Origin of the sequence: Cupriavidus sp. WS, from assembly GCF_000395345.1 — a bacterium.
Taxonomy (GTDB): Bacteria; Pseudomonadota; Gammaproteobacteria; order Burkholderiales; family Burkholderiaceae; genus Cupriavidus; species Cupriavidus basilensis_B.
In genome coordinates this window covers 1-22,837 of the sequence record NZ_AQPL01000383.1, presented here as the reverse complement: position 1 = coordinate 22,837, position 22,837 = coordinate 1, and the positions used below count along the sequence as shown (strand labels likewise).

23 protein-coding genes are annotated in these 22,837 nt (G+C 68.7%); 9 read left to right on the top strand and 14 right to left on the bottom strand.

Annotated features, from left to right (window positions below):
• Positions 1 to 31 precede the first annotated feature (31 nt).
• The 3 genes from tssH to K206_RS43150 all read left to right on the top strand — a co-directional run bounded on the left by tssH (position 32) and on the right by K206_RS43150 (position 3,029).
• Entirely contained in the window at positions 32 to 2,176 is a 2,145-nt protein-coding gene (gene tssH, locus K206_RS0127505) for a type VI secretion system ATPase TssH (protein WP_020205591.1), read from the top strand.
• Positions 2,176 to 2,607, top strand: coding sequence for a type VI secretion system baseplate subunit TssE (tssE, locus tag K206_RS0127500; protein ID WP_020205590.1), 432 nt, complete (start codon positions 2,176 to 2,178; stop codon positions 2,605 to 2,607). The genes tssH and tssE overlap by 1 nt, the downstream gene beginning before the upstream one ends.
• Before the next feature lie 134 nt (positions 2,608 to 2,741).
• Positions 2,742 to 3,029: a hypothetical protein gene (locus K206_RS43150; RefSeq protein WP_155888269.1), complete on the top strand. Its 288-nt coding sequence runs from the start codon at positions 2,742 to 2,744 to the stop codon at positions 3,027 to 3,029.
• 201 nt (positions 3,030 to 3,230) lie between these two features.
• Here K206_RS43150 and hpaR read toward each other — a convergent pair whose 3' ends face one another.
• Positions 3,231 to 3,653 carry a homoprotocatechuate degradation operon regulator HpaR gene (gene hpaR / locus K206_RS0127495; RefSeq protein WP_020423938.1) on the bottom strand — a complete coding sequence of 141 codons (423 nt, stop codon included), beginning with the start codon at positions 3,651 to 3,653 and terminating at the stop codon, positions 3,231 to 3,233.
• A gap of 273 nt (positions 3,654 to 3,926) precedes the next feature.
• On the opposite strand from hpaR, the gene K206_RS0127490 reads away from it, so the two are divergent.
• The 6 genes from K206_RS0127490 (at position 3,927) to hpaH (ending at position 9,118) form a co-directional block, all read left to right on the top strand.
• Positions 3,927 to 4,592, top strand: coding sequence for a fumarylacetoacetate hydrolase family protein (locus K206_RS0127490; protein ID WP_020205588.1), 666 nt, complete (start codon positions 3,927 to 3,929; stop codon positions 4,590 to 4,592).
• Between the two features lies 1 nt (position 4,593).
• A complete protein-coding gene (locus K206_RS0127485) occupies positions 4,594 to 5,364 on the top strand; it encodes a fumarylacetoacetate hydrolase family protein (protein WP_029044157.1) in 771 nt (256 codons plus the stop codon).
• Between the two features lie 17 nt (positions 5,365 to 5,381).
• Positions 5,382 to 6,842, top strand: a complete 1,461-nt coding sequence (gene hpaE, locus K206_RS0127480; RefSeq protein ID WP_020205586.1) for a 5-carboxymethyl-2-hydroxymuconate semialdehyde dehydrogenase — start codon at positions 5,382 to 5,384, stop codon at positions 6,840 to 6,842.
• A gap of 105 nt (positions 6,843 to 6,947) precedes the next feature.
• Positions 6,948 to 7,871 carry a 3,4-dihydroxyphenylacetate 2,3-dioxygenase gene (gene hpaD / locus K206_RS0127475; RefSeq protein WP_020423937.1) on the top strand — a complete coding sequence of 308 codons (924 nt, stop codon included), beginning with the start codon at positions 6,948 to 6,950 and terminating at the stop codon, positions 7,869 to 7,871.
• A 10-nt stretch (positions 7,872 to 7,881) separates the two neighbouring features.
• Positions 7,882 to 8,274: a 5-carboxymethyl-2-hydroxymuconate Delta-isomerase gene (locus K206_RS0127470; RefSeq protein WP_020205584.1), complete on the top strand. Its 393-nt coding sequence runs from the start codon at positions 7,882 to 7,884 to the stop codon at positions 8,272 to 8,274.
• Positions 8,275 to 8,314: 40 nt separating this feature from the next.
• Positions 8,315 to 9,118, top strand: coding sequence for a 2-oxo-hept-4-ene-1,7-dioate hydratase (gene hpaH / locus K206_RS0127465; RefSeq protein ID WP_020205583.1), 804 nt, complete (start codon positions 8,315 to 8,317; stop codon positions 9,116 to 9,118).
• 144 nt (positions 9,119 to 9,262) lie between these two features.
• Here the strand turns inward: hpaH and K206_RS0127460 are convergent, their stop codons facing one another.
• The 13 genes from K206_RS0127460 to K206_RS0127400 all read right to left on the bottom strand — a co-directional run.
• Positions 9,263 to 9,703, bottom strand: coding sequence for a flagellar protein FlhE (locus tag K206_RS0127460; protein WP_020205582.1), 441 nt, complete (start codon positions 9,701 to 9,703; stop codon positions 9,263 to 9,265).
• Entirely contained in the window at positions 9,700 to 10,416 is a 717-nt protein-coding gene (locus K206_RS0127455; protein WP_020205581.1) for an RNA polymerase sigma factor FliA, read from the bottom strand. The genes K206_RS0127460 and K206_RS0127455 overlap by 4 nt, the downstream gene beginning before the upstream one ends.
• 43 nt (positions 10,417 to 10,459) lie before the next feature.
• Entirely contained in the window at positions 10,460 to 11,287 is an 828-nt protein-coding gene (locus K206_RS0127450; RefSeq protein ID WP_020205580.1) for an AAA family ATPase, read from the bottom strand.
• 3 nt (positions 11,288 to 11,290) lie between these two features.
• On the bottom strand, positions 11,291 to 13,774 hold the full coding sequence (flhF, locus tag K206_RS0127445) for a flagellar biosynthesis protein FlhF (protein WP_020205579.1): 2,484 nt from the start codon (positions 13,772 to 13,774) through the stop codon (positions 11,291 to 11,293).
• A 13-nt stretch (positions 13,775 to 13,787) separates the two neighbouring features.
• Positions 13,788 to 15,878 (bottom strand): flagellar biosynthesis protein FlhA, encoded by a 2,091-nt coding sequence (gene flhA, locus K206_RS0127440; RefSeq protein ID WP_020205578.1) that lies wholly within the window; start codon positions 15,876 to 15,878, stop codon positions 13,788 to 13,790.
• Positions 15,875 to 17,017 carry a flagellar biosynthesis protein FlhB gene (gene flhB / locus K206_RS0127435; RefSeq protein ID WP_020205577.1) on the bottom strand — a complete coding sequence of 381 codons (1,143 nt, stop codon included), beginning with the start codon at positions 17,015 to 17,017 and terminating at the stop codon, positions 15,875 to 15,877. The genes flhA and flhB overlap by 4 nt, the downstream gene beginning before the upstream one ends.
• Positions 17,018 to 17,204: 187 nt before the next feature.
• Positions 17,205 to 17,840 carry a protein phosphatase CheZ gene (gene cheZ / locus K206_RS0127430; protein WP_029044156.1) on the bottom strand — a complete coding sequence of 212 codons (636 nt, stop codon included), beginning with the start codon at positions 17,838 to 17,840 and terminating at the stop codon, positions 17,205 to 17,207.
• Positions 17,841 to 17,850: 10 nt separating this feature from the next.
• On the bottom strand, positions 17,851 to 18,246 hold the full coding sequence (gene cheY, locus K206_RS0127425) for a chemotaxis response regulator CheY (protein ID WP_020205575.1): 396 nt from the start codon (positions 18,244 to 18,246) through the stop codon (positions 17,851 to 17,853).
• Between the two features lie 100 nt (positions 18,247 to 18,346).
• Positions 18,347 to 19,426: a chemotaxis response regulator protein-glutamate methylesterase gene (locus K206_RS0127420; RefSeq protein ID WP_020205574.1), complete on the bottom strand. Its 1,080-nt coding sequence runs from the start codon at positions 19,424 to 19,426 to the stop codon at positions 18,347 to 18,349.
• A 22-nt stretch (positions 19,427 to 19,448) separates the two neighbouring features.
• Positions 19,449 to 20,102 (bottom strand): chemoreceptor glutamine deamidase CheD, encoded by a 654-nt coding sequence (gene cheD, locus K206_RS0127415; RefSeq protein ID WP_020205573.1) that lies wholly within the window; start codon positions 20,100 to 20,102, stop codon positions 19,449 to 19,451.
• Entirely contained in the window at positions 20,102 to 21,004 is a 903-nt protein-coding gene (locus K206_RS0127410; RefSeq protein WP_020205572.1) for a CheR family methyltransferase, read from the bottom strand. Before K206_RS0127410 ends, cheD begins: the two co-directional genes overlap by 1 nt.
• Positions 21,005 to 21,052: 48 nt before the next feature.
• A complete protein-coding gene (cheW, locus tag K206_RS0127405) occupies positions 21,053 to 21,547 on the bottom strand; it encodes a chemotaxis protein CheW (RefSeq protein ID WP_020205571.1) in 495 nt (164 codons plus the stop codon).
• Between the two features lie 31 nt (positions 21,548 to 21,578).
• A partial coding sequence (locus K206_RS0127400) for a chemotaxis protein CheW (RefSeq protein WP_020205570.1) occupies positions 21,579 to 22,837 on the bottom strand: 1,259 nt, incomplete at its 5' end.

Genomic DNA, 22,837 nt, shown 5'->3' with positions numbered 1-22,837 from the left:
AGCGCCCACCTCGCCTGCCCCGGGCAGGGCGATGCCCGGCCAGGCCGACACGTTGGCGCTGGACCGCTTCACCACCGATATCACCCGAAAGGCACGCGATGGCAAGATCGACCCGGTGTTTGGCCGCGATGTCGAAATCCGTCAGATGGTCGACATTCTGGCGCGCCGCCGCAAGAACAATCCGATTCTGGTCGGCGAGCCCGGTGTCGGCAAGACCGCGCTCGTCGAAGGGCTCGCGCTAAAAATCGCCGAAGGGGATGTGCCCGCCGTCATCCGCGATGTCAGCGTGCTGACGCTGGACCTGGGTCTGCTGCAGGCCGGTGCCGGGGTCAAGGGCGAGTTCGAGCAGCGCCTCAAGAACGTCATCGAGGCCGTGCAGCAGTCTCCGACCCCGATTCTGCTTTTCATCGACGAGGCCCACACCCTGATCGGTGCCGGCAATACCGCTGGCGGCGCCGACGCGGCCAACCTGCTCAAGCCGGCGCTGGCGCGCGGCGAACTGCGTACCATTGCGGCCACGACGTGGTCCGAATACAAGCAGTACTTCGAGCGCGACGCCGCGCTGGAGCGCCGCTTCCAGATGATCAAGGTCGACGAGCCCGACGATGAGAACGCGTGCCTGATGCTGCGGGGCCTGAAGGAGCGATATGCGCATCACCACGGCGTGCATATCACCGATGCGGCCGTGGGCGCCGCTGTCCGGCTGTCGCGCCGCTACCTGACCGGGCGCCAGTTGCCGGATAAGGCCGTCGACTTGCTCGACACTGCCGCCGCCCGCGTGCGCATGAGCCTGGAGGCCACTCCGATCGCCATTTCCGCCTGCGAAGCGAAGCGTGGGGCGCTCGAGGCCGAACGCTCCGCCCTGCTGGAGGACCAGGCTGCCACCGGCACCGAGGCCGGCGAACGGCTGGCGGCCATCGATGCGCGGCTCGCCGCGCTCGCCAGCGAGTTGAACGCGTTCGCGCACGTCTTCGCCGAACAGAAGCGTGCCGCCGAAACCTTGATCGCGTTGCGCGTGCAGTGGCAGGCGGCCACCGACGAGTCGGCCCGCCTGGATCTGGCGCCATCGATCCAGGCTGCCCACCAGGCATTGGCCAGGCACGGCCACGCCGCCTTGCTCCACGCAGAAGTCGACGAGACCGCCATTGCCCAGGTGATTGCCGACTGGACCGGGGTGCCGGTCGATAGCCTGCTGTCGAGCGAAATCGCCACCTTGCTGGCGCTGGAAACGCGTCTGGGCCAGGTCGTCGTCGGCCAGGACGAAGCGCTGGCCGCGCTGGGCAAGAGCCTGCGCACCGCCAAGGCCGGTCTGAAATCGGAGGACGCGCCGCTGGGCGTGTTCCTGCTGGTCGGGCCATCCGGCGTCGGCAAGACCGAAACCGCTCGGGCGCTGGCTGACCAGATGTTCGGCGGCGAACGTTCGCTCATCACCATCAACATGTCGGAATACCAGGAAGCGCACACGGTCTCGCAGCTAAAGGGATCGCCGCCGGGCTATGTCGGCTATGGCGAAGGCGGTGTGCTGACCGAAGCGGTCCGCCAGCGCCCCTACAGCATTGTCCTGCTGGATGAAGTCGAGAAGGCCCACCGCGACGTGCTGAATCTGTTCTATCAGGTATTCGACCGCGGCTTCATGCGGGACGGAGAAGGCCGGGTGATCGACTTCCGCAACACCGTGATCCTGATGACCTCGAATCTCGGCAGCGAGCAGATTCTGGCAGCAACCGACGCTGCGGCACAGGCCGGTGCCGAACTCCCGACCGGCACCCTGATGGAAGCGATTCGTCCGCTGCTGATCGATCGCTTCCAGCCGGCGCTGCTGGCACGCTTCCAGACCATCGTGTACCGCCCGCTGTCGGCCGAGGCCATGACCGCGATTGTGCGGATGAAGCTTGCCAGGGTAGCTCAGCGGATCGCAAATCGCTTCGGCATGCCGCTGAGCTGCGGCGACGCGCTGGTCGCCGAACTGGTGCGGGCCTGCCTGCTGCCCGATTCCGGAGCGCGCAATATCGACAGCCTGCTTGACCAGCAGATTCTGCCGGTGCTATCGCGCGAGCTACTGGTGCGCATGGCCGACCGGCAGATGCCGAAGTCAATCCAGCTATCGTTCTCCGAGGCGGACGGCATCGGGCTGAGCTTTGAGGAAACCTGCGTGGGCGCGCAGGCGGGCGCGTGATGCGTGGCGGGCCAGGGTTCTTCGAGGCCGTGACGGGGCATTTTGCGAACGGAGCCCCGATCGGCGAATTCGACGCGGCCACACAGACCTTCCTCTCGGTGCAGGACAACATCCAGCGCATCCTCAACAGCCGCCGCGGCGGCCTGGCCCATCTGCCGGACTATGGTCTTGGCGATCTGTCCCGCATCTACCGGCACCTGCCCGCCTCCGCGCATACGCTCAAGCGCGAAATCGAAACCACGCTGCTGCGTTACGAGCCGAGGCTGAAGGCGATCGACCTCACCATCGAAGAGACCGAGCCCGGCATGCTGCTTAGCTTCACCATGAGCTGCCACCTGCATCAGGCCGGGCTGGTGCGCTTCGGCACGCACTTCACCCCCGATGGACAGACGCGGCTCAAACTGCTGAAGGCCGACCGCGATCGCGGATGACCCTGCAACGTTGGATGGAGATGGAGGCTTGACCATGAAGCAGTTGGCCGTAAAAGGCAGTCGCACCGCCACCGATGGCACCAAGATGGGCGCTTTCGGCCATTCGATCATGAACATTGGGATCTCAAGAACTCATGGAATGGTCGAGTACAGCGCATGGCGCCGATTTTCGCGTTGGCGATTACATCTTCTCCGGCGGTGGATTCACGAACCTGGCGTTGTCGCCTGACGGTTCGATCCGCATCGAGGGCAATGGCAAATACGAAGGAACTGGTGAGACGCTCCATTGCCTGATCTTGCGCGGCAAAGCGGTACAACCATGCAGCCAGGTGCGACCAACTCCTCCGGCAAACCTGCACAATCCACCGACATCGCCACCGGAAGCCACAGCGCCCTTGCAAGGCCGCGCAGCACCGTCCTGAACGTCCCGATCTATCCGCCGCCGAAGCACGCGGCTCGGCGTGAGCGCCAAGCAGCCAGCGCTCGGGGTAGTGCCGCTCGATCAACTGGTTGAAGCGCTGGAACAGGCGCAGATCCTCGCGCCCCATCAGCACCGCATCAGGCCAACCAGCGCAATCTCGCGCCCCCGGGCGCTTGCCGCGGAATTTGGCCGGACGAGAACCTCAAGGCTTGATGTGCTTGAGCTCGTCGAGCAGCCCGAGCAGCAATCGCAGCTTGTCCTCGCCGAACTGCGCGAGGATGCGCCGGTAGTTTCTCTCCATGTCCTCGCTCATATCGACAAAGCACTGCTGCCCCGCCTCGCTCAGGCACACCAGCACGCGGCGCTGGTCGTGCCCGGACTTCCAGCGGCGCACCAGGCCGTCGCGCTCCATGCGCGCCAGCACGCCGGTCATGCTCGGCTTGAGGATGCAGGCCTGCTGCGCCAGTTGGTAGATTTCCATCTCGCCCTGCTGGCGAAGGATGCGCACGATGCGCCACTGCTGTTCGGTGAGGTCATGCTGGTTGAGCGAAGGCCGGAAAAAAGCCATGGCGGCCTCACGCGCCTGCAACAGCGTGAGGGTCAGGGACGGGCGCGGACTGGACATGTGGGGATGCTCGGCTGGAATTGGATAAGATTTTAACCATCCTGGTCCCTACCGGCAAACCCGCTCCCGCTATCGCACGCATATCACCGCGGCACCGCCTCATCCGTCTGACTCCTAGCAATGATCCTGGGCGAGATGTCGCTACTGGAGGGAGCGCGACGAATCCTCTTGAGCAATGGCTTGACTGTAGTTAATATCTTAACTATAAAGATAACACGTTAACGAAATCAGGGCGCCCGACGGCGATCCCGGTGGAACCAGGAGAACGAAGCCATGCGCCGCGCTGTCAGCGAAGCCGCAACGGGCACCCTGTTCGGCGTCGCGCTGAACTATCAGGGCCTGTTGCGCGGCCGGCTGGAGGAATTCCAGCAGCCGCCCTACCAGAAGCCGCCGGTCAAGCCGGTGCTGTTCATCAAGACACCCAATACACGCAACGGCGACGGCCAGGCGGTGGTCTTCCCCGCCGGCACCGAACGCCTGCAGCCTGGCCCGGCGCTGGGCGTGGTGCTTGCCCGCGACGCCAGCCGCGTCGGTGAGGAACAGGCCATGGACTACGTGGCCGGCTACGTGATCGTCAACGAGTTCAGCCTGCCGGAAGACAGTTATTACCGCCCGGCGGTCAAGGCCAAATGCCGCGACGGCTTCTGCGCGCTGGGCACCGAGGTGATCGGCCGCGACGAGATCGCCGACCCGCACGCGCTGCCGATCCGCCTGCTGGTCAACGGCGAGCTGCGCCAGGAAAATAGCAGCGCCAACCTCGTGCGCGGAATTCCCCGCTTGATCGCCGAGATCAGCGAATTCATGACCCTGCATGCCGGCGACGTGCTGATCACCGGCACCCCCGAAGGCCGCGTCGACGTGCAGCCGGGCGATGAAGTGGTGGTGGAGATCGAGGGCCTCGGCCGCCTGCGCAATCGCATCGTGGCGGAGGCGGTCTAAGATGAAACACGCACGCATCCGCTACCAGGGAACAATGCACGCCGTCACGGTGGAGGCCGGCAATGCCGTGCGCCTGGCCGATGGCCGCCTGCTCGGCGAACGCCAGGTGGAATGGCTGCCGCCGGCCAGCGGCAGCATGTTCGCCCTCGGCCTGAACTATGCCGACCATGCCGCCGAGCTGGCCTTCAAGGCACCCACCGAGCCGCTGGCGTTCATCAAGTCGCGCGGCGCCTACACCGGCCACAACCAGGTCACCTGGTGCCCGGACAACGTGGCCTACATGCACTATGAGTGCGAACTGGTGGCGGTGATCGGCAGGACGGCGCGCAACGTCGGGCGCGACGACGCCCTCGCCTACCTGGCCGGCTACACGGTGTGCAACGACTACGCGATCCGCGACTACCTGGAGAACTACTACCGGCCCAACCTGCGCGTGAAGAACCGCGACGCCACCACCCCGGTCGGCCCCTGGATCATCACGCCCGACGAGGTGCCCGACCCGTCGCGGCTGACGCTGCGCACCTGGATCGACGGCGAGCTGAAGCAGGAAGGCACCACCGCGGACATGATCTTCGACATCCCCTTCCTGGTCGAATATTTCTCCAGCTTCATGACCTTGCAGCCGGGGGACATGATCGCCACCGGCACGCCGGAAGGCCTGGCCGACGTGGTCCCGGGCAACGAAGTGGTGGTGGAAGTGGAAGGCGTCGGCCGCCTGGCCAACCGAATCGTCAGCGAGGCCGAGTTCTTCGCGAACCGCGCCCGCCCGTAACAAGCGGAGGCAGAACCATGATCAGGCACTGGATCAACGGCCGCGAGGTCGAAAGCAGGACCGTCTTCGAAACCGTCAACCCGGCCACCACCGAGGTCATCGCCGAGGTCGCCAGCGGCGGCGCCGAGGAAATCGCCCTGGCCGTCGCGGCGGCCAGGGAAGCCTTCCCGAAATGGGCCGGCACCCCGGCGCGCGAACGCGCGAAGCTGATGCGCAAGCTGGGCGAGCTGATCGACCGCAACGTGCCCAGGCTGGCCGAGCTGGAAACCCTCGACACCGGCCTGCCGATCCACCAGACCCGGAACGTGCTGATCCCCCGCGCCTCGCACAACTTCGAGTTCTTCGCCGAGGTCTGCACGCGCATGGACGGCCACAGCTACCCGGTGGACGACCAGATGCTCAACTACACCCTGTACCAGCCGGTGGGCGTGTGCGGGCTGGTATCGCCGTGGAACGTGCCGTTCATGACCGCCACCTGGAAGACCGCGCCGTGCCTCGCGCTGGGCAACACCGCGGTGCTGAAGATGAGCGAACTCTCGCCCTTGACCGCCAACGAGCTGGGCCGCCTGGCCCTCGAAGCCGGCATTCCGCCGGGCGTGCTCAACGTGGTGCAGGGCTATGGCGCCGCCGCCGGCGAGGCCCTGGTCCGCCACCCGGACGTGCGCGCCATCTCCTTCACCGGCGGCACCGCCACCGGACGCAAGATCATGCAGGCGGCCGGGCTGAAGAAGTATTCGATGGAGCTGGGCGGCAAGTCGCCGGTGCTGGTCTTCGACGACGCCGACCTCGACCGCGCGCTCGACGCCGCGCTGTTCACCATCTTCTCGCTGAACGGCGAGCGCTGCACCGCGGGCAGCCGCATCTTCATCCAGGAGACGGTCTATGAACGCTTCGTCGAGGCGTTCGCCGCCCGCGCCCGGCGCCTGATCGTCGGCGACCCGCAGGACCCGAAGACCCAGGTCGGCTCGATGATCACCCAGGCCCACCACGACAAGGTCACCGGCTACATCCGCATCGGCATCGAGGAAGGCGCGCGCCTGCTCGCCGGCGGCCTGGAGCGCCCGGCCAACCTGCCGGCACACTTGTCTCGCGGGCAGTTCATCCAACCGACGGTATTCGCCGATGTGGACAACCGCATGCGCATCGCCCGCGAAGAGATCTTCGGCCCGGTGGTCTGCCTGATGAAGTTCAAGGACGAGGCCGAGGCGCTGCGCCTGGCCAACGACACCGAGTACGGCCTGGCCTCCTACATCTGGACCCAGGACATCGGCAAAGCCCATCGCCTGGCGCGCGGCATCGAGGCCGGCATGGTCTTCGTCAACAGCCAGAACGTGCGCGACCTGCGCCAGCCGTTCGGCGGGGTGAAGAGTTCGGGCACCGGGCGCGAGGGCGGCCAGTACAGCTTCGAGGTCTTCGCCGAGGTCAAGAACGTGTGCATTTCCATGGGCTGCCATCACATTCCCCGCTGGGGCGTGTGAGGCGTGGCCAGACGACAGAGCGGCCGTCCGAGGCCGCCGCAACCGCCGGCGTGACATCGACAAGGACAAGAAACGGGCACGGCGCCCCTCACCAGGAGACTCGACATGGGCAAACTCGCTCTAGCTGCCAAGACCACTCACGTTCCTTCGCTGTACCTCTCGGAACTCCCCGGCCCTCGACACGGCAGCCGCCAGGCGGCCATCGACGGCCACAAGGAGATCGGCCGCCGCTGCCGCGAGCTGGGGGTGGACACCATCGTGGTGTTCGACACCCACTGGCTCGTCAATGCCGGCTACCACGTCAATTGCGCGCCGCGCTTCGAAGGGCTGTACACCAGCAACGAACTGCCGCACTTCATCGCCAACATGGAGTACGGCTTCCCGGGCAACCCCGAACTCGGGCACATCCTCGCCGATGGTTGCAGGGCCATGGACGTGGACGTGCTGGCCCACGACGCCACCACGCTCGCGCCCGAGTACGGCACGCTCGTGCCGATGCGCTACATGAACCAGGACCAGCACTTCAAGGTGATCTCGGTCTCGGCGATGTGCACGGTGCACTATCTCAACGACAGCGCGCGCCTGGGCTGGGCCATGCGCAAGGCGGTCGAGGAACACTACGACGGCACCGTGGCCTTCCTGGCCAGCGGCTCGCTGTCCCACCGTTTCGCCCAGAACGGCCAGGCGCCGTCGTTCGCCGACCGCATCTGGACCCCGTTCCTCGAGACCCTCGACCATCAGGTGCTGGCGATGTGGCAGCGAGGCGAGTGGCGGGACTTCTGCGACATGCTGCCCGAGTACGCCGCCAAGGGCCACGGCGAAGGCTTCATGCACGACACCGCCATGCTGCTGGGCGCGCTCGGCTGGTCCGCCTATGACGGCAAGGCGGAGGTGGTGACGCCCTACTTCGGTTCCTCCGGCACCGGGCAGACCAACGCCGTGCTCCCGGTCACCCCGCAGGACGGCGCGGCGATACCCGCCGCGCAGGCCTGGGCCGGCGCCGGCAACCCTTGCGCCAGCCGCCTCTGAGGAAGCCGCCATGCCGCACTTCATCGCCGAGTACACCCACAACATCGAAGCCGAGGCCGACCTGCCCGGCCTGTTCGAGCAGGTCCATGCCTGTCTCGGCGCGAGCGGAATCTTCCCGCTCGGCGGCATCCGCAGCCGCGCCGTGCGCATCGACACCTGGCGCATGGCCGACGGCCGGCACGACTACGCCTTCGTCCACATGAGCCTGAAGGTGGGCGCCGGGCGCGACCTGGCAACCCGCCGGCAGGTCGCCGACGCACTGTTCGCGGTGATCAAGGCCCACTTCGCCGAACTGCAGGCGCGGCGCCCGCTGGCGTTGTCTTTCGAGATGAGCGAGCTGGATGCGGAGCTCAACTACAAGCAGAACAACGTCCACGCCTTCCTCAAGGGCCAGGCGGGCTGACGCCGGCCGCCGCGGTCAACCCCCGCTGAGAGACAACGCCATGCTCGACTCCACCCTGATCCAGGAAGCCGCCACCCGCCTCGACGCCGCCGAGCGCTCGCGCCGGCAGGTGCGGCAGTTTTCCCTCGACTACCCGGCGCTGGCCATCGAGGACGCCTACGCCATCCAGCGCGCCTGGGTGGCGCAGAAGATCGCCGGCGGCCGCGTGCTCAAGGGCCACAAGATCGGCCTGACCTCGCGCGCCATGCAGGTTTCATCGAACATCGCGGAGCCGGACTACGGCGCGCTGCTCGACGACATGTTCTTCGACGAAGGCGGCGACATTCCGTGCGCGCGCTTCATCGTGCCGCGCGTCGAAGTGGAGCTGGCGTTCATCCTCGGCAAGCCGCTGCGCGGGCCCGGCGTCAGCCTGTTCGACGTGCTCGACGCCACCGAATGGGTGATCCCGGCGCTGGAGATCATCGACGCGCGCATCGAGCAGGTGGACCCGGAGACCAAAGCCACGCGCAAGGTCGTCGACACCATCTCCGACAACGCCGCCAACGCCGGGGTGGTCATGGGCGGGCGCGCCGTGCGGCCGGACGAGATCGACCTGCGCCGCGTGCCGGCGATCCTCTACCGCAACGGCGTGATCGAGGAATCCGGGGTTTCCGCGGCGGTGCTCAACCACCCGGCCAGGGGCGTGGCCTGGCTGGCCAACAAGCTGGCACCCTACGACGTCACGCTGGAGGCCGGCCAGGTGATCCTGGGCGGCTCCTTCACCCGCCCGGTGGCGGCGGCGCCCGGCGACACCTTCCATGTCGACTACGACCGGCTCGGCAGTATTTCCTGCCGCTTCGCCTGAGAGCCGGAGATCCATGAACGTCTCGCCGAACCCGTTCAGGCAAGGCCTGCAGACCGGCCATGCACAGACCGGCCCGTGCTGCGCGGCACTGGCGGCCAGCGCGTCGTGAAGAGAAGGAACCGCCGGAGAAGGGACCGCCGACGCCTACCGGTATCCCACCACCACCTGCCCCGACTGCCCTTGCAGGACCGGCGTCAGCGCGCCCCTGCCCGGTACCTGGAACGCAAAGACGAAACCGTTGGCGGCATCGTCGCCGCCGAACGCATCGGTCAGCCCTTCGGCGCCGGACAGCAGCACGCAGCGCTGCGCGTTGCACAGGTAGGCCTGCAGGTCGTGCGGCGGCGTGCGGTTGAAGGCGTAGCGCCAGCGCACCGTGGTGATCGCGCCTTCGGCCTGCGGCAGGTAGCCGGTGGGCGTGATGGGCGCGGAGACGGTGCGCAGGCCCTTGCCGTACAGCGCGGGGCCGCTCACGGAAGCGGACCATGAGTGCAGCGTCTGCCCGGCCGGGCCGGCCCAGCCGTGGCCGCCGCAGGCGGCCAGCGCCGCCACGGCGAGACAGCGGGACCAGCGCAGCGGCAGGGTCATAGCAGGCCGCGCAGTTGGGAGCGCAGGCGCGTGATGGCCTGGCTGCGGATCTGGCACACGCGCGATTCGGTGACGTCGAGCACGGCGCCGATCTCGCGCAGGTTTAGCTCCTGGTCGTAGCACAGCGACAGCACCAGCTTCTCGCGCTCGGGCAGGCGCTCGATGGCGCGGATCAGCGCTTCGCGCATGCCGCTTTCCATCAGCACGGTGAGCGGGTTGCCGTCGTCGCTGACGCTCAGGTGGCGGTCCAGGAAATCTTCCTCGCCGGAGCGTTCGAAGTCTTCGTAGTGCAGCAACTGGCAGCCGTAGACCTCGTTGAGCAGGGTCTGGTATTCCTCCAGCGGCAGCTCCAGCTCCTGCGCCACCTCGGAGTCCAGCGGCGTGCGGCCGAGCGTCTGCTCGAGGCCGCGCACGGTACGCTCGATGCGCCGCGTGAACTGGCGCAGGCTGCGCGACTGCCAGTCGTTGGCGCGCACCTCGTCGAGCATGGCGCCGCGGATGCGCTGGCTGGCGTAGGTCTCGAAGCGCGCGCCGTGGGTGTCTTCGTAGCGCTTGGCGGCATCGAGCAGGCCGATCATGCCGGCCTGGATCAGGTCGTCGAGCTGGACGCTGGCGGGCAGCTTGGCGGCGAGTTGCAAGGCGATGCGACGCACCAGCGACGCATGCGCGGTCACCGTATCCGTCTGTTCGAGCTTTCCCTGAATCGTGTACATGGTGGAATTCTCGTGAGTCCTAGCTTGCTTGCAGGCCCGGCGTTCAGGCCAGGGCCGTGGCCGGCGGCGCCAGGGGCGTGGCCGGAAGGGTTGAACGGTTTTCCGCCGCCGCGGGCAACGGCCAGGCGGCGACGCCGGTGGCCAGGCGGCGCAGGGCGGCCGTGGCCGGCGCGGCCGCGAAGGCTTCGACCACGCAGCGGCCCAGCGCCGCGCTGCGCGCGACCAGCGGGTCGAGCGGCAGGCTGCCCGCCGCGCGCGCGTCCACGCCGAGGTACTGGCTGGCGGTGCGCGCCAGGTTGCCTAGCACCGCGGTGGCGGCCGCGTCGCTAGGCGCGGCGTTGACCACCAGGTGGAAGCGGCGGCAGGCGTAGAGATGGTTGAGCTGCTTGATGCAGGCGTAGGCGGCCTTGATCGAGGCCGGCTCCGCGCGCAGCACCACGATCAGGTTGTGGGCCGCGGCGGCCATCGGCGACAGCGCGCCATCGGCGTCGCCGCGCGCATCGCTGAGCACGGTGCGGTAGCCGTTGAGCAACTGCAGGTCGCCGCCGGCCTGGGCGCTGGCGGGCAGCACGCCGATGGCGCCGGCGGGACGCTGGCCGAGCGCGGCCTCGAGCGTGGCGGCACCACCCAGCACCGCGTCCAGCGTGTCGGCGGGCGCCGCGCCGGACAGCCGCGTGGCGCGCGCGCCGGCGCGGTCTTCGTCGATCAGCAGCACGCGCTCGCCCTGCATGGCGAGCGCGTTGGCCAGGCCGAGCGCGACCGTGGTGGCGCCGGCGCCGGCGTCGCTCGCCACCACCGCGATGCGGCGCGTGACGCGCGGCGCCAGCATGCGCCGCAGGCTTTCGGCCTGGTCGAGGGCGAGAGAATTCACGTCTTACTCTCCCTGCACCTGCGCCAGTGCCTTGAACATGCGGCTGCTGTCGGTAAAGGCGTCCGCCTCCGTGGCGGAAGCGACGGTGGAAACGGCGGTGGAAGCGGCGGTGGAGACAGTGGCAGAAACAGCGGCTGAAACGGCGGGCGCCGCGTCGCGGACGGCGGCGCGGCCGCTGCGCGCGGGGTAGTTCTCCAGCACGTCCAGCAGCGCCAGCAGGCGGCCCATGCCTTCGACCAGCACCGCGGCGTTCGGGGTCTGGCGCGCCGGCGCGCGCGCCGACAGGCGCGCGAGGAAGGCGGCGGCCTCGGTGTCGCCGGCCTGCTCCAGGCGCAGCGAGGCGATGGCCATCTGCAGGGCCAGCAGGCGCGCGCAGGCCTGGCCCTCGGCCTGGGCGGCATCGCCGGCGCCGTCCTGGCGCTCGCCCTGGCTCAGGTGGTCGAGCGCATGGCCGAGCGTGCGCAGCTGCGCCTCGCCGTCTTCGGCCCAGCGCGCCCAGCGCGCCAGTTGCGCGCCCTCGCCTAGCAGCGCGGGATCGCACAGCAGGTACTGCACGGCCAGGGTCTGGCCGTTGTCGAGATCGACCACGCGCGAGACCAGCAGGCCGGCTTCGATGCCGCCCTCGGCGCCGCGCGCGCCGCGCGCCTGGCTTTCCAGCACGCGCACCGGCGCCTGCGCGACCCACTGCGCGGCGGCGCGGCCGCGGTATTCCATTTCCTCGACGGCGTGGAAGGTCAGCGTGTCGGCCAGCGCGTCGACCTTCAGCGCGGCGCCGCCGCTGACCACGCGCGTGGTCCTGCGGGTGGCGGTGAGCCAGCGCTCGCCCGCGGTCTGCCAGCGCGCCAGCATGGCCGGCGCCGGCATGGCGTCGAGCACGTTGACGACGGTGCGCGTGGCGGCGATGGTGGCGGCCAGGTTGACCGCGTCGGTTTCCCAGCCGCCTTGCGTGGCCTGCAACACCGGCGCGGTGCGCCCGCCGGGCGCCACGGCGGCGGCCAGCGGCAGGCCGTCGCGGTCGGCCAGCCACAGCGTGTGCAGCCACGGGCGCGCGGCGCGGCGGCCGGCCGCGGGCGCGGCCACCACGGCGCTCAGCGCGAGCACGAAGCGGTCGCACTGGCGCACCAGATCGCGGCAGACGGACTCGCGCACGTGCTGCGCCATCAGCCGCGCCGAGGGCGCGCTGTCCGCGCGCTGCTGCCAGAGCGTGCGCACCAGGTCGAAACCGTAGTTGCCGCCGTCGAGCTGGTCGACGCAGTCGCTCACGGCGTTGGCGCTGTCGGTCAGCGAGCGCAGCATGCCGTCGGCGCCGGTGGCGGCGGCGCCTTCGCCGCGCGCGGGCAAGGCGCGGCGCGCGGCTTCGGCCTCGGCGAACACGGAGCCGCGGCGCGGGGTCTGGAAGGCGCGCTCGACCAGGGCGGTGCCGCTGGCCAGCTCCAGGTGCTCGGGCACGCGCTGGCCGGTGGAGGCGTAGTAGACCGGCAGGCGGTGGCGGATCACCACGTCGAGCACCGAGCCCAGGTGCGTGGCTTCGTCGAGCTTGCTGACGATGCAGCCGTCGATGCCGCCGTCGGGCGAGGTGTCGTGGCGGTAGGCGTGCACCACTTCGTTGAGCGTGTCGCCGTGGCTGGCGCCGTTGAGCAGCAGGATGCGCTGCACCGGGGCCTGCACGCCGCCCAGCATGGCGATCTGCTCGGACAGGCTGCGGTCGCGCTGGCTCATGCCGACGGTGTCGATGATGACCAGGTGCTTCTCGCTGAGCGCGGCCAGCGCGAAGCGCAGGTCGGAGGCGTCCTTGACCGCGTGCACCGGCACGCCGAGGATGTCGCCGTAGATGCGCAGCTGCTCATGCGCGCCGATACGGAAGGTGTCGGTGGTCAGCAGCGCGAGCCGTTCCGGGCCGTGCTTGAGCACGAAGCGCGCGGCCAGCTTGGCGGTGGTGGTGGTCTTGCCCACGCCGGTGGGGCCGACCAGCGCCAGCACGCCGCCCTGCGCGAACAGCGCGTCCTCGTCGCCGAGCACCGGCACCTTGCGCGCCAGCTCCTGGCGGATCCAGGTCATGGCGGCGGGCCGGTCGTGGCCGAGCGGCAGGTGGCCCAGCAGCGTGCGCGCGAGCTGGCCGGAGAAACCGGCCGTGACCAGCCAGTTGAACAGCGAGTCGCGCAGCGGGTCGCCGCCGGTGGCGGGCAGGCTGTGCGTGCCGACGGCCGCGGCCTGGCCGGCGAACTGGCGCTCCATCATGGCGCGCATGTTCTGCAGTTCGCCGCGCAGGTCGCCCAGCGCGCCGTCGACCGCGACGGTGGCCGGCGGCGGCGTGAAGACCGGGGCGTTGCTGGAAATCGCGCCGAGATCGGTGTCGCGCATGGCGACGATCTCCACGCCGCCCTCGACGGTGCGGTTGGACAGCACCACGGCGTCCGGGCCCATCGCCTCGCGCACCTGGCGCAGGGCCTCGCGGCCATTGGCCGCAACGAATTTAGCTACGCTCATCTTGCGTCATCCCTCACGCTGCGCCGCCGATCATGGCGGTGATCCTGATGTTTCGGTTGTCCGGCACCTCGGCATGCGAGAGCACCTTGAGCTGCGGCATGGTGCGGCGCAGGAAGCGTGCCAGCAGCGGGCGCAGCGGATGCGGCACCAGCAGCACGGGGTCCAGCCCCAGGTGTTCCTGGCGCGATACCGCGGCCTGGGTCTGCTGCAGCAGCGCGTCGGCCAGGCCCGGCTCGATGCCGCCGCCGTTGGTCAGCGCCTGCGACAGCACGCGCTCCAGCCCCGCGTCGAGGCCGATCACCTGCAGGTCCGCGCCGTTGGGGAACCACTGCTGGGTGATGGCGCGGCCCAGCGCCACGCGCACCAGCGCGGTGAGCTCGTTCGGGTCGCTGATCTTGGGCGCGTGCTCGGCCACCACGTCCAGCACGGTGCGCATGTCGCGGATCGGCACGCTTTCGTCGAGCAGGTTCTGCAGGATCTTCTGCAGCGCCGTGAGCGTGATGACCTTGGGCACCAGGTCTTCGGTGAGCTTGGGCGACTCCTTGGCGATGCGGTCCAGCAGCGCCTGCACTTCCTGGCGGCCGAGCAGCTCGGCCGCGTGCAGGTGGATCAGGTGGTTGAGGTGGGTCGCCACCACCGTGCTGGCGTCCACCACGGTGTAGCCATAGGTCTGCGCCTGCTCCTTGAGCGCGGCGTCGATCCACACCGCCGGCAGGCCGAAGGCCGGGTCCTGCGTGGGCGCGCCGGGCAGCGCGCCGGACACCTGGCCGGGGTTGATGGCCATCCACTGCCCCGGCGAGGCCTCGCCGCGGCCGATCTCCACGCCCTTGAGCGAGATGCGGTAGGCGTTGGGCTTGAGCTCGAGGTTGTCGCGGATGTGCACCACCGGCACCAGAAAGCCGATCTCCTGCGCCACCTTCTTGCGGATGCTCTTGATGCGGCCCAGCAGCTCGCCGTTCTGCGCGCGGTCCACCAGCGGGATCAGGCGGTAGCCCACTTCCATGCCGAGCGGGTCGACCAGCGAGACGTCGTCCCAGCTCGCCTCGGTCGATTCCGGCGCGGTGGCGGGCACGCGCTCCTCGCGCTTCTTGTCCTGCGCCGCCGCCACGTCGCGGCGCGACACGTAGCGGCCGAACCACACCAGCGCGCCGGCGAACAGCAGGAAGGCGAAATGCGGCATGCCGGGGATCAGGCCCATCATGCCGATGATGCCGCCGGTCAGGTACATCACGCGCGGGTTGGAGAAAAGCTGGCCGGTGAGCTGCTGGCCCACGTCCTGCTCGTTGGCCACGCGCGAGACGATCACGCCCGCGGCGGTGGAGATCACCAGCGCGGGAATCTGCGCCACCAGGCCGTCGCCGATGGTCAGCAGCGTGTAGTTGCGCACCGCGGTGGAGAAGTCCAGGTCGTGCTGGAGCATGCCCACCACCATGCCGGCGCCGATGTTGATGAACATGATCAGCAGGCCGGCGATGGCGTCGCCGCGCACGAACTTGCTGGCACCGTCCATCGCGCCGTAGAAGTCCGATTCCTGCGCCACTTCGGCGCGGCGCTTCTTGGCGCCTTCTTCGTTGATGAGGCCGGCGTTGAGGTCGGCGTCGATCGCCATCTGCTTGCCCGGCATGGCGTCGAGCATGAAGCGCGCGCCGACTTCGGCGATGCGGCCCGCGCCCTTGGTGATGACCATGAAGTTGATCACCACCAGGATGGCGAACACCACGATGCCCACCGCGAAGTTGCCGCCCACCAGGAAGTGGCCGAAGGCCTCGATCACCTTGCCGGCGGCGTCCGGACCGGTGTGGCCCTCGAGCAGCACCACGCGCGTGGAGGCCACGTTGAGCGACAGGCGCAGCAGCGTGGAGAACAGCAGCACCGACGGGAAGGCGGCGAAGTCCAGCGCCTTCTGCGTGTACATGCCCACCAGCAGCACCATGATCGACAGCGCGATGTTGAACGTAAACAGCAGGTCCAGCACGAAGGGCGGCAGGGGCAGGATCATCATGCCCAGGATCATGATGATCAGCAGCGGCCCTGCCAGGGCCTTCATCTGGCCGCCGCCGGCGCGCGCGCCGGGCAGGTTGAACAGCGAGGTCAGTGCGTTCATGCGTGGCTTTCCGGTACGGCGAGTTCGTCAGGCACCAGCAGGTCCGCGGGCGCCTGCGGGTGCGGGCCGTTGGTGTGGTGCCAGTGCTTCAGTTGATAGACCCAGGCCAGCACTTCGGCCACGGCGGTGTAGAGGCCGGACGGGATCTCGTGGCCCAGCTCGACGTGGCGGTGCAGCGCGCGCGCCAGCGGCGGCGCCGACAGCAGCGGCACGTTGTGCTCGGCGGCGATCTCGCGAATGCGCGCGGCCACTTCCTCGCTGCCCTTGGCGACCACGCGCGGCGCGCCCATGCGGCCTTCCTCGTAGCGCAGCGCCACGGCGAAGTGGGTCGGGTTGGTCACGACCACGTCGGCCTTGGGCACCTCGGACATCATGCGGCGGCGCGCCATCGCGCGCTGCTGCTGGCGGATGCGGTTCTTGATGTGGGGGTCGCCCTCGCTGTCCTTGTGCTCCTGCTTGACCTCTTCCTTGGTCATGCGCAGCTTCTTGAAGAAGGTCCAGTACTGCCAGGGCACGTCGAGCGCCGCCACCAGCACCAGCGAGGCGGCGATCAGGCCGCAGCAGTGGAGCACGAACTCCAGCATGTGCAGCAGCGCCTCGTGCAGCGGCGCGTTCATCAGCGCCACCGCCTCGCCCAGGCGGTGCCACAGCACCCAGGCCGCCACGCTGCCCACCAGCAGAGCCTTGGCGATGGCCTTGGCCAGTTCCACCAGCGATTGCGAGGAAAACAGGCGGCCCACGCCCTTGAGCGGGGACAGGCGGGAGAAATCGGGTGCGAGGGACTGGGTGGAGAACAGCCAGCCGCCCAGCAGCATGGGGCCGGCCAGCGCCGCCGCGCCGAACAGCAGCAGCAGCGGCAGGAAGGCCAGCAGGCCTTCCCAGACGTTCATGGCGAAGCGCGACATCATGCGCGAGGTGTCGAACGCCGTGGCCGGCTCGAAGGCCAGGCTGGCTTGCATCACGGCGTTGAGCTTGCTGCCGAGCGTGCCGCCCAGCGCCCACAGGCCGGCCACGCCGCTCATCAGCATCATCAGGGTGGCCAGTTCGCGCGAGCGCACGACCTGCCCTTCCTCGCGCGCCTTTTCCAGGCGCCGGGGTGAGGCGGGTTCGGTTTTCTCGAGATCGCTTTCTTCGGACATGGCCGCTCCGTTACGAAGCGGCATGCTGGCCCTTCGTCAGCAACGATTATCGGAGCGCGAAGCGGCGGGCATTAGCGGGAATAGGGCGGGGATTCTGGCGCTGTTTGCGCGATGGCGCCTCCCCCCGGGGGAGGCGCCGCGGCGCACGCGGGCGCCGCGCGCGGCGCCGCGTGCGCCGGTGCGGGGCTCAGAAACCCAGGCTGGCGAGCAGGTCGTCCACCTGCGACTGGTCGGAAACCACGTCGTGCTTGCCTTCGGGGTTGATCTGCGGGCCGTTCATCAACGTGGCGGGGGTGTCCACCCGGCGGTCGGCCGGCACGTTGTCGATCAGCACCTGCAGCAGCTCCTGCTCCAGCGAGCGGATCATGTCCATCATCTTCTTGATGACTTGGCCGGTCAGGTCCTGGAAGTCCTGGGCCATCATGATCTCCAGCAGGTGGCTGCCGGTGGCGCGCGCCTGCTGGGGCACGTCGGTCAGGAAGGCGCGCGTGTCGAGCACCAGCTCGCGCGCGTCGGCCAGCTCGACCGGCTTGTCGAACCAGGCTTCCCAGCGCTTGTCCAGCGCCTCGGCCTGCTTTTCCATGCCGGACTGGAGCGGCTGCGCCAGTTCCACGGCATTGAGCGTGCGCTCGGCGGCCTGCTCGGTCATCGAGGCGATGTAGCTGAGACGGTCGCGGGCGTCGGGGATGGCCTGCGCGGCACGCTCGATTTCCTTGTCGAGCCCCAATTCGCGCATATTGTCGCGCAGCATCCGTGTCAGGGCGCCAATGCGCTGGAAAAGCTGCTCGGCAGATTCGTTGCTGAGAGTCGGAGTCGTCGACATATCGCTCACCTTATGCCCCTTCCTTGGCCAGCTTTTCGAAGATCTTGGTGATCTTCTCGTCGAGCGTGGCGGCCGTGAAGGGCTTGACCACGTAGCCGTTGGCGCCGGCCTGCGCGGCAGCGATGATGTTTTCCTTCTTGGCCTCGGCCGTCACCATCAGCACCGGCAGCTTGGCCAGCGTGGCTTCGGCGCGGATCGCCTGCAGCATGCTCAGGCCGTCCATGTTCGGCATGTTCCAGTCGGACACGACGAACTGGAAGCTGCCGTCCTTGACCTTCTCCAGGCCGGCGGCGCCGTCCTCGGCTTCCTCGACGTTGGAAAAGCCCAGCTCCTTGAGCAGGTTGCGGATGATGCGGCGCATGGTGGGGAAGTCATCGACCACCAGGATCTTCATGTTCTTGTCCACTCTAACGGCTCCAATACAGTTGTGGAAAGTTGCTTCGGTTGTTTCAATACCTGCGCCAGCCGGGCCGCTTGCGCGCGGCCGGGCGGGCGCCAGTGCCCGGTCAGACCCGCTGCGCGCGCGCGCCGAAGGTCGCCAGGCGCGCCATCACGCGCTGGCTCATCGCGTGCAGCGGTACCACCTCATGCACGCCGCCGGCGGCTATCGCCTCCTTCGGCATGCCGAATACGATGCAGGTGCTTTCGTCCTGCGCCAGATTGTAGGCGCCGGCCTCGCGCATGCGCAGCATGCCCTGCGCGCCGTCGCGCCCCATGCCGGTGAGCATCACGCCGATGGCGTTCTTGCCGGCGTGCTGCGCGGCGGAGTCGAACAGCACCTCCACCGACGGGCGGTGGCGATTGACCGCCGGCTCCTGCGACAGGTGGGCCACGTAGTTGGCCCCGCTGCGCGCCAGGCGCAGGTGCGAGTCGCCCGGCGCGATGTAGGCGTAGCCCGGCAACACGCGTTCGCCGTGCTCCGCTTCCTTGACCGTGATGCGGCACAGACCGTCCAGGCGCTGCGCGAACGAGCGCGTGAAGCCGGCCGGCATATGCTGCACGATCATCACCGCCGGGCAGTCCGGCGGCATCGGCATCAGGAATTCCTTGATCGCCTCGGTGCCGCCGGTGGAGGCGCCGACGATGATCAGCTTTTCCGTGGACAGCAGCGGGCTGCGCAGCATCGGCGTGGCCGGCGCGGCGGCGTCGCCGGCCGGCGCGGGAGACGCCGTGCGCAGGCGCGCGCGCGCCGCGGCGCGGATCTTGTCGGCGATGGTGTCGGTGTACTCCATCAGGCCGTCGCGGATGCCGAGCTTGGGCTTGGTGACGAAATCCACCGCGCCCAGCTCCAGCGCGCGCATGGTGATCTCGGAGCCGCGCTCGGTCAGCGAGGACACCATCAGCACCGGCATCGGGCGCAGGCGCATCAGGCGCTCGAGGAAGTCCAGCCCGTCCATGCGCGGCATTTCCACGTCGAGCGTGAGCACGTCCGGGTTCAGGCGCTTGATCAGATCGCGCGCCACCAGCGGGTCGGGGGCGGTGCCCACCACCTCCATGTCGGGCTGGCTATTGATGATCTCCGTCATCAGGCTGCGTATCAGCGCGGAATCGTCCACGCACAATACCTTGATCTTGGCCGCACTCATGTCTTGGAAAATCCTTGTCGGTTCAGGAAGCGGCTGCCGACGGCGAACGCCGGGGAAACAGCTCGGCGCCGCCGGTGGCGGGTGCGGTGGCAATGGCGCGGGCCAGCGCGCGTTCGTTGCGCTCGACCACGACCTGGTCGTCCTGCCGCGTGAGGCGGCGCACCAGCGCCAGCCCGGTCAGCGGGAAATAGCTCACGCGGCGCGCGTGCGGGCCGCGCAGGTCCTGCGCGGCCACGCGCACTTCCTCGGTCTTGAGGTACTTGAGCACGAACTCGGCGTTGCGGTCGCCGATGTTGAGCGTGGTCATGTTGGCCAGCACCGCGCCGCCGCCGAAGACCTTGGCCTCAAGCCGCTCGCGGCGCGCGCCCATCTTGAGCAGGTCGTTGATCAGCACTTCGAGCGCGTAGCTGCCGTAGCGCATCGACGCCGACAGCAGGCGGTCCGCGCCGGCGCCGGCACCGTCGTCGTCGGGCAGCATGAAATGGTTCATGCCGCCCACGCCGGCGGTCTCGTCGCGGATGCAGGCCGCCACGCAGGAGCCCAGCACGGTGGTCAGCACCACGTCCTCGCGCGTCACGTAGTACTCGTTGGGCAGCAGCTTGATGGCCTGCTTGCCGAACTCGCGGTCGAAATAGGTGCGGGTGGCGATCGCTTCCGGCAGGTGGGGGGTGCGCATCACGAACCTCCCAGCCGCGCCGACGGCGGCGCCAGCTCGTACACCGTCTGCCCGCGCAGCTGGAACGCGCGCGTGACGTAGGAAAAATTCTCCGAGTGCCCCGCGAACAGCAGGCCGTGCGGCTTGAGCAGCGGCACGAAGCGCTCCAGGATGCGGCCCTGGGTCGGCTTGTCGAAGTAGATCATCACGTTGCGGCAGAAGATCGCGTCGAACTTCTCGCGGATGCCCCAGTCCGGCGCCAGCAGGTTCAGCGGCTGGAAGTCGATGGTGCCCGCCAGGTCCGGCTTGACCTTGACCGCGCCGGCGCGCTGGCCGGTGCCCTTGAGGAAGAAGCGCTTGAGCCGCTCCGCCGACAGCTTGCTGACCTGCTCGGCGGTGTAGACGCCGGCGCGGGCCTTGGCCAGCACCTGGGTGTCGATGTCGGTGGCCAGCACGGTGCCGGCGCGGTCGCCCAGCGCCTCGGCCAGCGTGATGGCGATGGAGTAAGGCTCCTCGCCGGTGGACGCGGCCGAGCACCAGACCGAGTAGGGCCGCCCGATCTTCTTGGCGTGCTCGGACAGCAGCGGGAAGTGATGCGCCTCGCGGAAGAACGAGGTCAGGTTGGTGGTCAGCGAATTGGTGAAGAACTCCCACTCGTCCGTGCGGTCGTCCGCCTCCAGCATGGCCAGGTAGGTGCCGAAATCGGTGAGCTGCAGCGTGCGCAGGCGCCGCGCCAGGCGGCTGTACACCATCTCGCGCTTGTGGCTGCCCAGCGAGATGCCCGCGCGGCGATGGATCATCGCGCGGATCTTCTCGAAGTCGCGTTCCGTCAACAGGAAGTCCCGCGGCTCGTCGCGCCGCAGCGAGGCGGGCTGCGCCGGCGCGTGGCCGGCGGCGAAGGCGGTGGGGCGGGGCTGCGTCATCTGTTGCCTGCTACGGGATGCTTGATGCTATGGCGGCTGCGGACGGGCTCACGCGAGCTCGGCCTCGACCAGTTCCATCTCGGCGCTGGTCATCAGTTTCTCGATGTCGATCAGGATCAGCATGCGGCCGTCCACGGTGCCGAGGCCGGTGAGGTGCTCGTTGGAGACCGACACGCCGAACTCCGGCGCCGGCTTGATGGCGTCGCCGGTCAGCGTCAGCACGTCGGACACGCCGTCCACCACGATGCCGACCACGCGCCCGGCGATGTTCAGGATGATGACCACGGTCTGGTGGTCGTAGCGCACGTTGCCGAGGCGGAACTTCAGGCGCAGGTCGACGATCGGCACGATCACGCCGCGCAGATTGGTCACGCCCTTGATGAAGTCCGGCGCGTTCGCCAGGCGCGTCACCGCGTCGTAGCCGCGGATCTCCTGCACCTTGAGGATGTCGATGCCGTATTCCTCGCTCCCCAGCGTGAAAACCAGGAACTCCTGCCCCGCGGCTTCGCTTCCGGGGGTATCGATGTGTCCGATGCCGGCCATGATGTGTTGTTCTCCTGAGCGTTAAGCAACGTTATGCAAGTACCGGGTCCTGCCGGCGCACGCCGGTGCGCTGCAGCGCGCCGACGTCCACGATCAGCGCCACGCTGCCGTCGCCCAGGATGGTGGCGGCGGAGATGCAGGGCACCTTGCGGTAGTTGGTTTCGAGATTCTTCAGCACCACCTGGTGCTGGCCGATGAGCTGGTCCACCAGCAGCGCGAAGCGCTTGCCTTCGGCCTGCAGGATCACGGCGATGCCCTGGGTCGGCTCCTGCACGGCTTCGTCCACGTTGAACACGCGGTGCAGTTCCAGCAGCGGCAGGTATTCGCCGCGCACGTGCATCACGCGGTCGTTGTTGGCCGCGGTGTGCACGTCCTCGGGCTTGGGCTGCAGCGACTCCATCACGCAGTTCAGCGGCAGGATGAAGGTTTCCGCGCCGACCTTGACCGACATGCCGTCGAGAATGGCCAGCGTGAGCGGCAGCACGATGCGCGTGGTGGTGCCCTGGCCGGCGCGCGAGCTGACCTCGACGTGGCCGCCCATTTCCTGGATGTTGCGCTTGACCACGTCCATGCCCACGCCGCGCCCGGAGAGATCGGTCACGGCCTCGGCGGTGGAGAAGCCCGGCGCGAAGATCAGTTGCCAGACTTCGTCGTCGCTGATGTTCTCCGACACCGGCAGGCCGTTCTGCACGGCCTTGGCCAGGATCTTGTCGCGGCGCAGGCCGCCGCCGTCGTCGCTGACCTCGATCACGATGTTGCCGCCGTGGTGCTGCGCGGACAGGATCAGCTGGCCGGTCGGCTCCTTGCCGGCGGCCACGCGCTTGTCCGGCGTCTCGATGCCGTGGTCGAGGCTGTTGCGCACCAGGTGGGTAAGCGGGTCGATGATGCGTTCGATCAGGCTCTTGTCGAGCTCGGTGGCCTTGCCGAACGTGACCAGGTCGATCTGCTTGCCGAGCTTGCCGGCAAGGTCGCGCACCAGGCGCGGGAAGCGCGAGAACACGTAGTCCATCGGCATCATGCGGATCGACATCACCGCTTCCTGCAGGTCGCGCGCGTTGCGCTCGAGCTGGCCCATGCCGGAGAACAGGCGGTCGAACAGCACCGGGTCGAGCGCCGAGGCGGTCTGCGCCAGCATCGACTGCGTGATGACCAGCTCGCCGACCAGGTTGATGATCTGGTCCACCTTCTCGGTGGGCACGCGGATCGAGCCGGACTCCTGCGCGTGCGCGGCGGCGGCCGGCGCGGCCTTGGCCTTTTCCTTGGCCGGGGCGGGCGCGGCGGCCGGCGCGG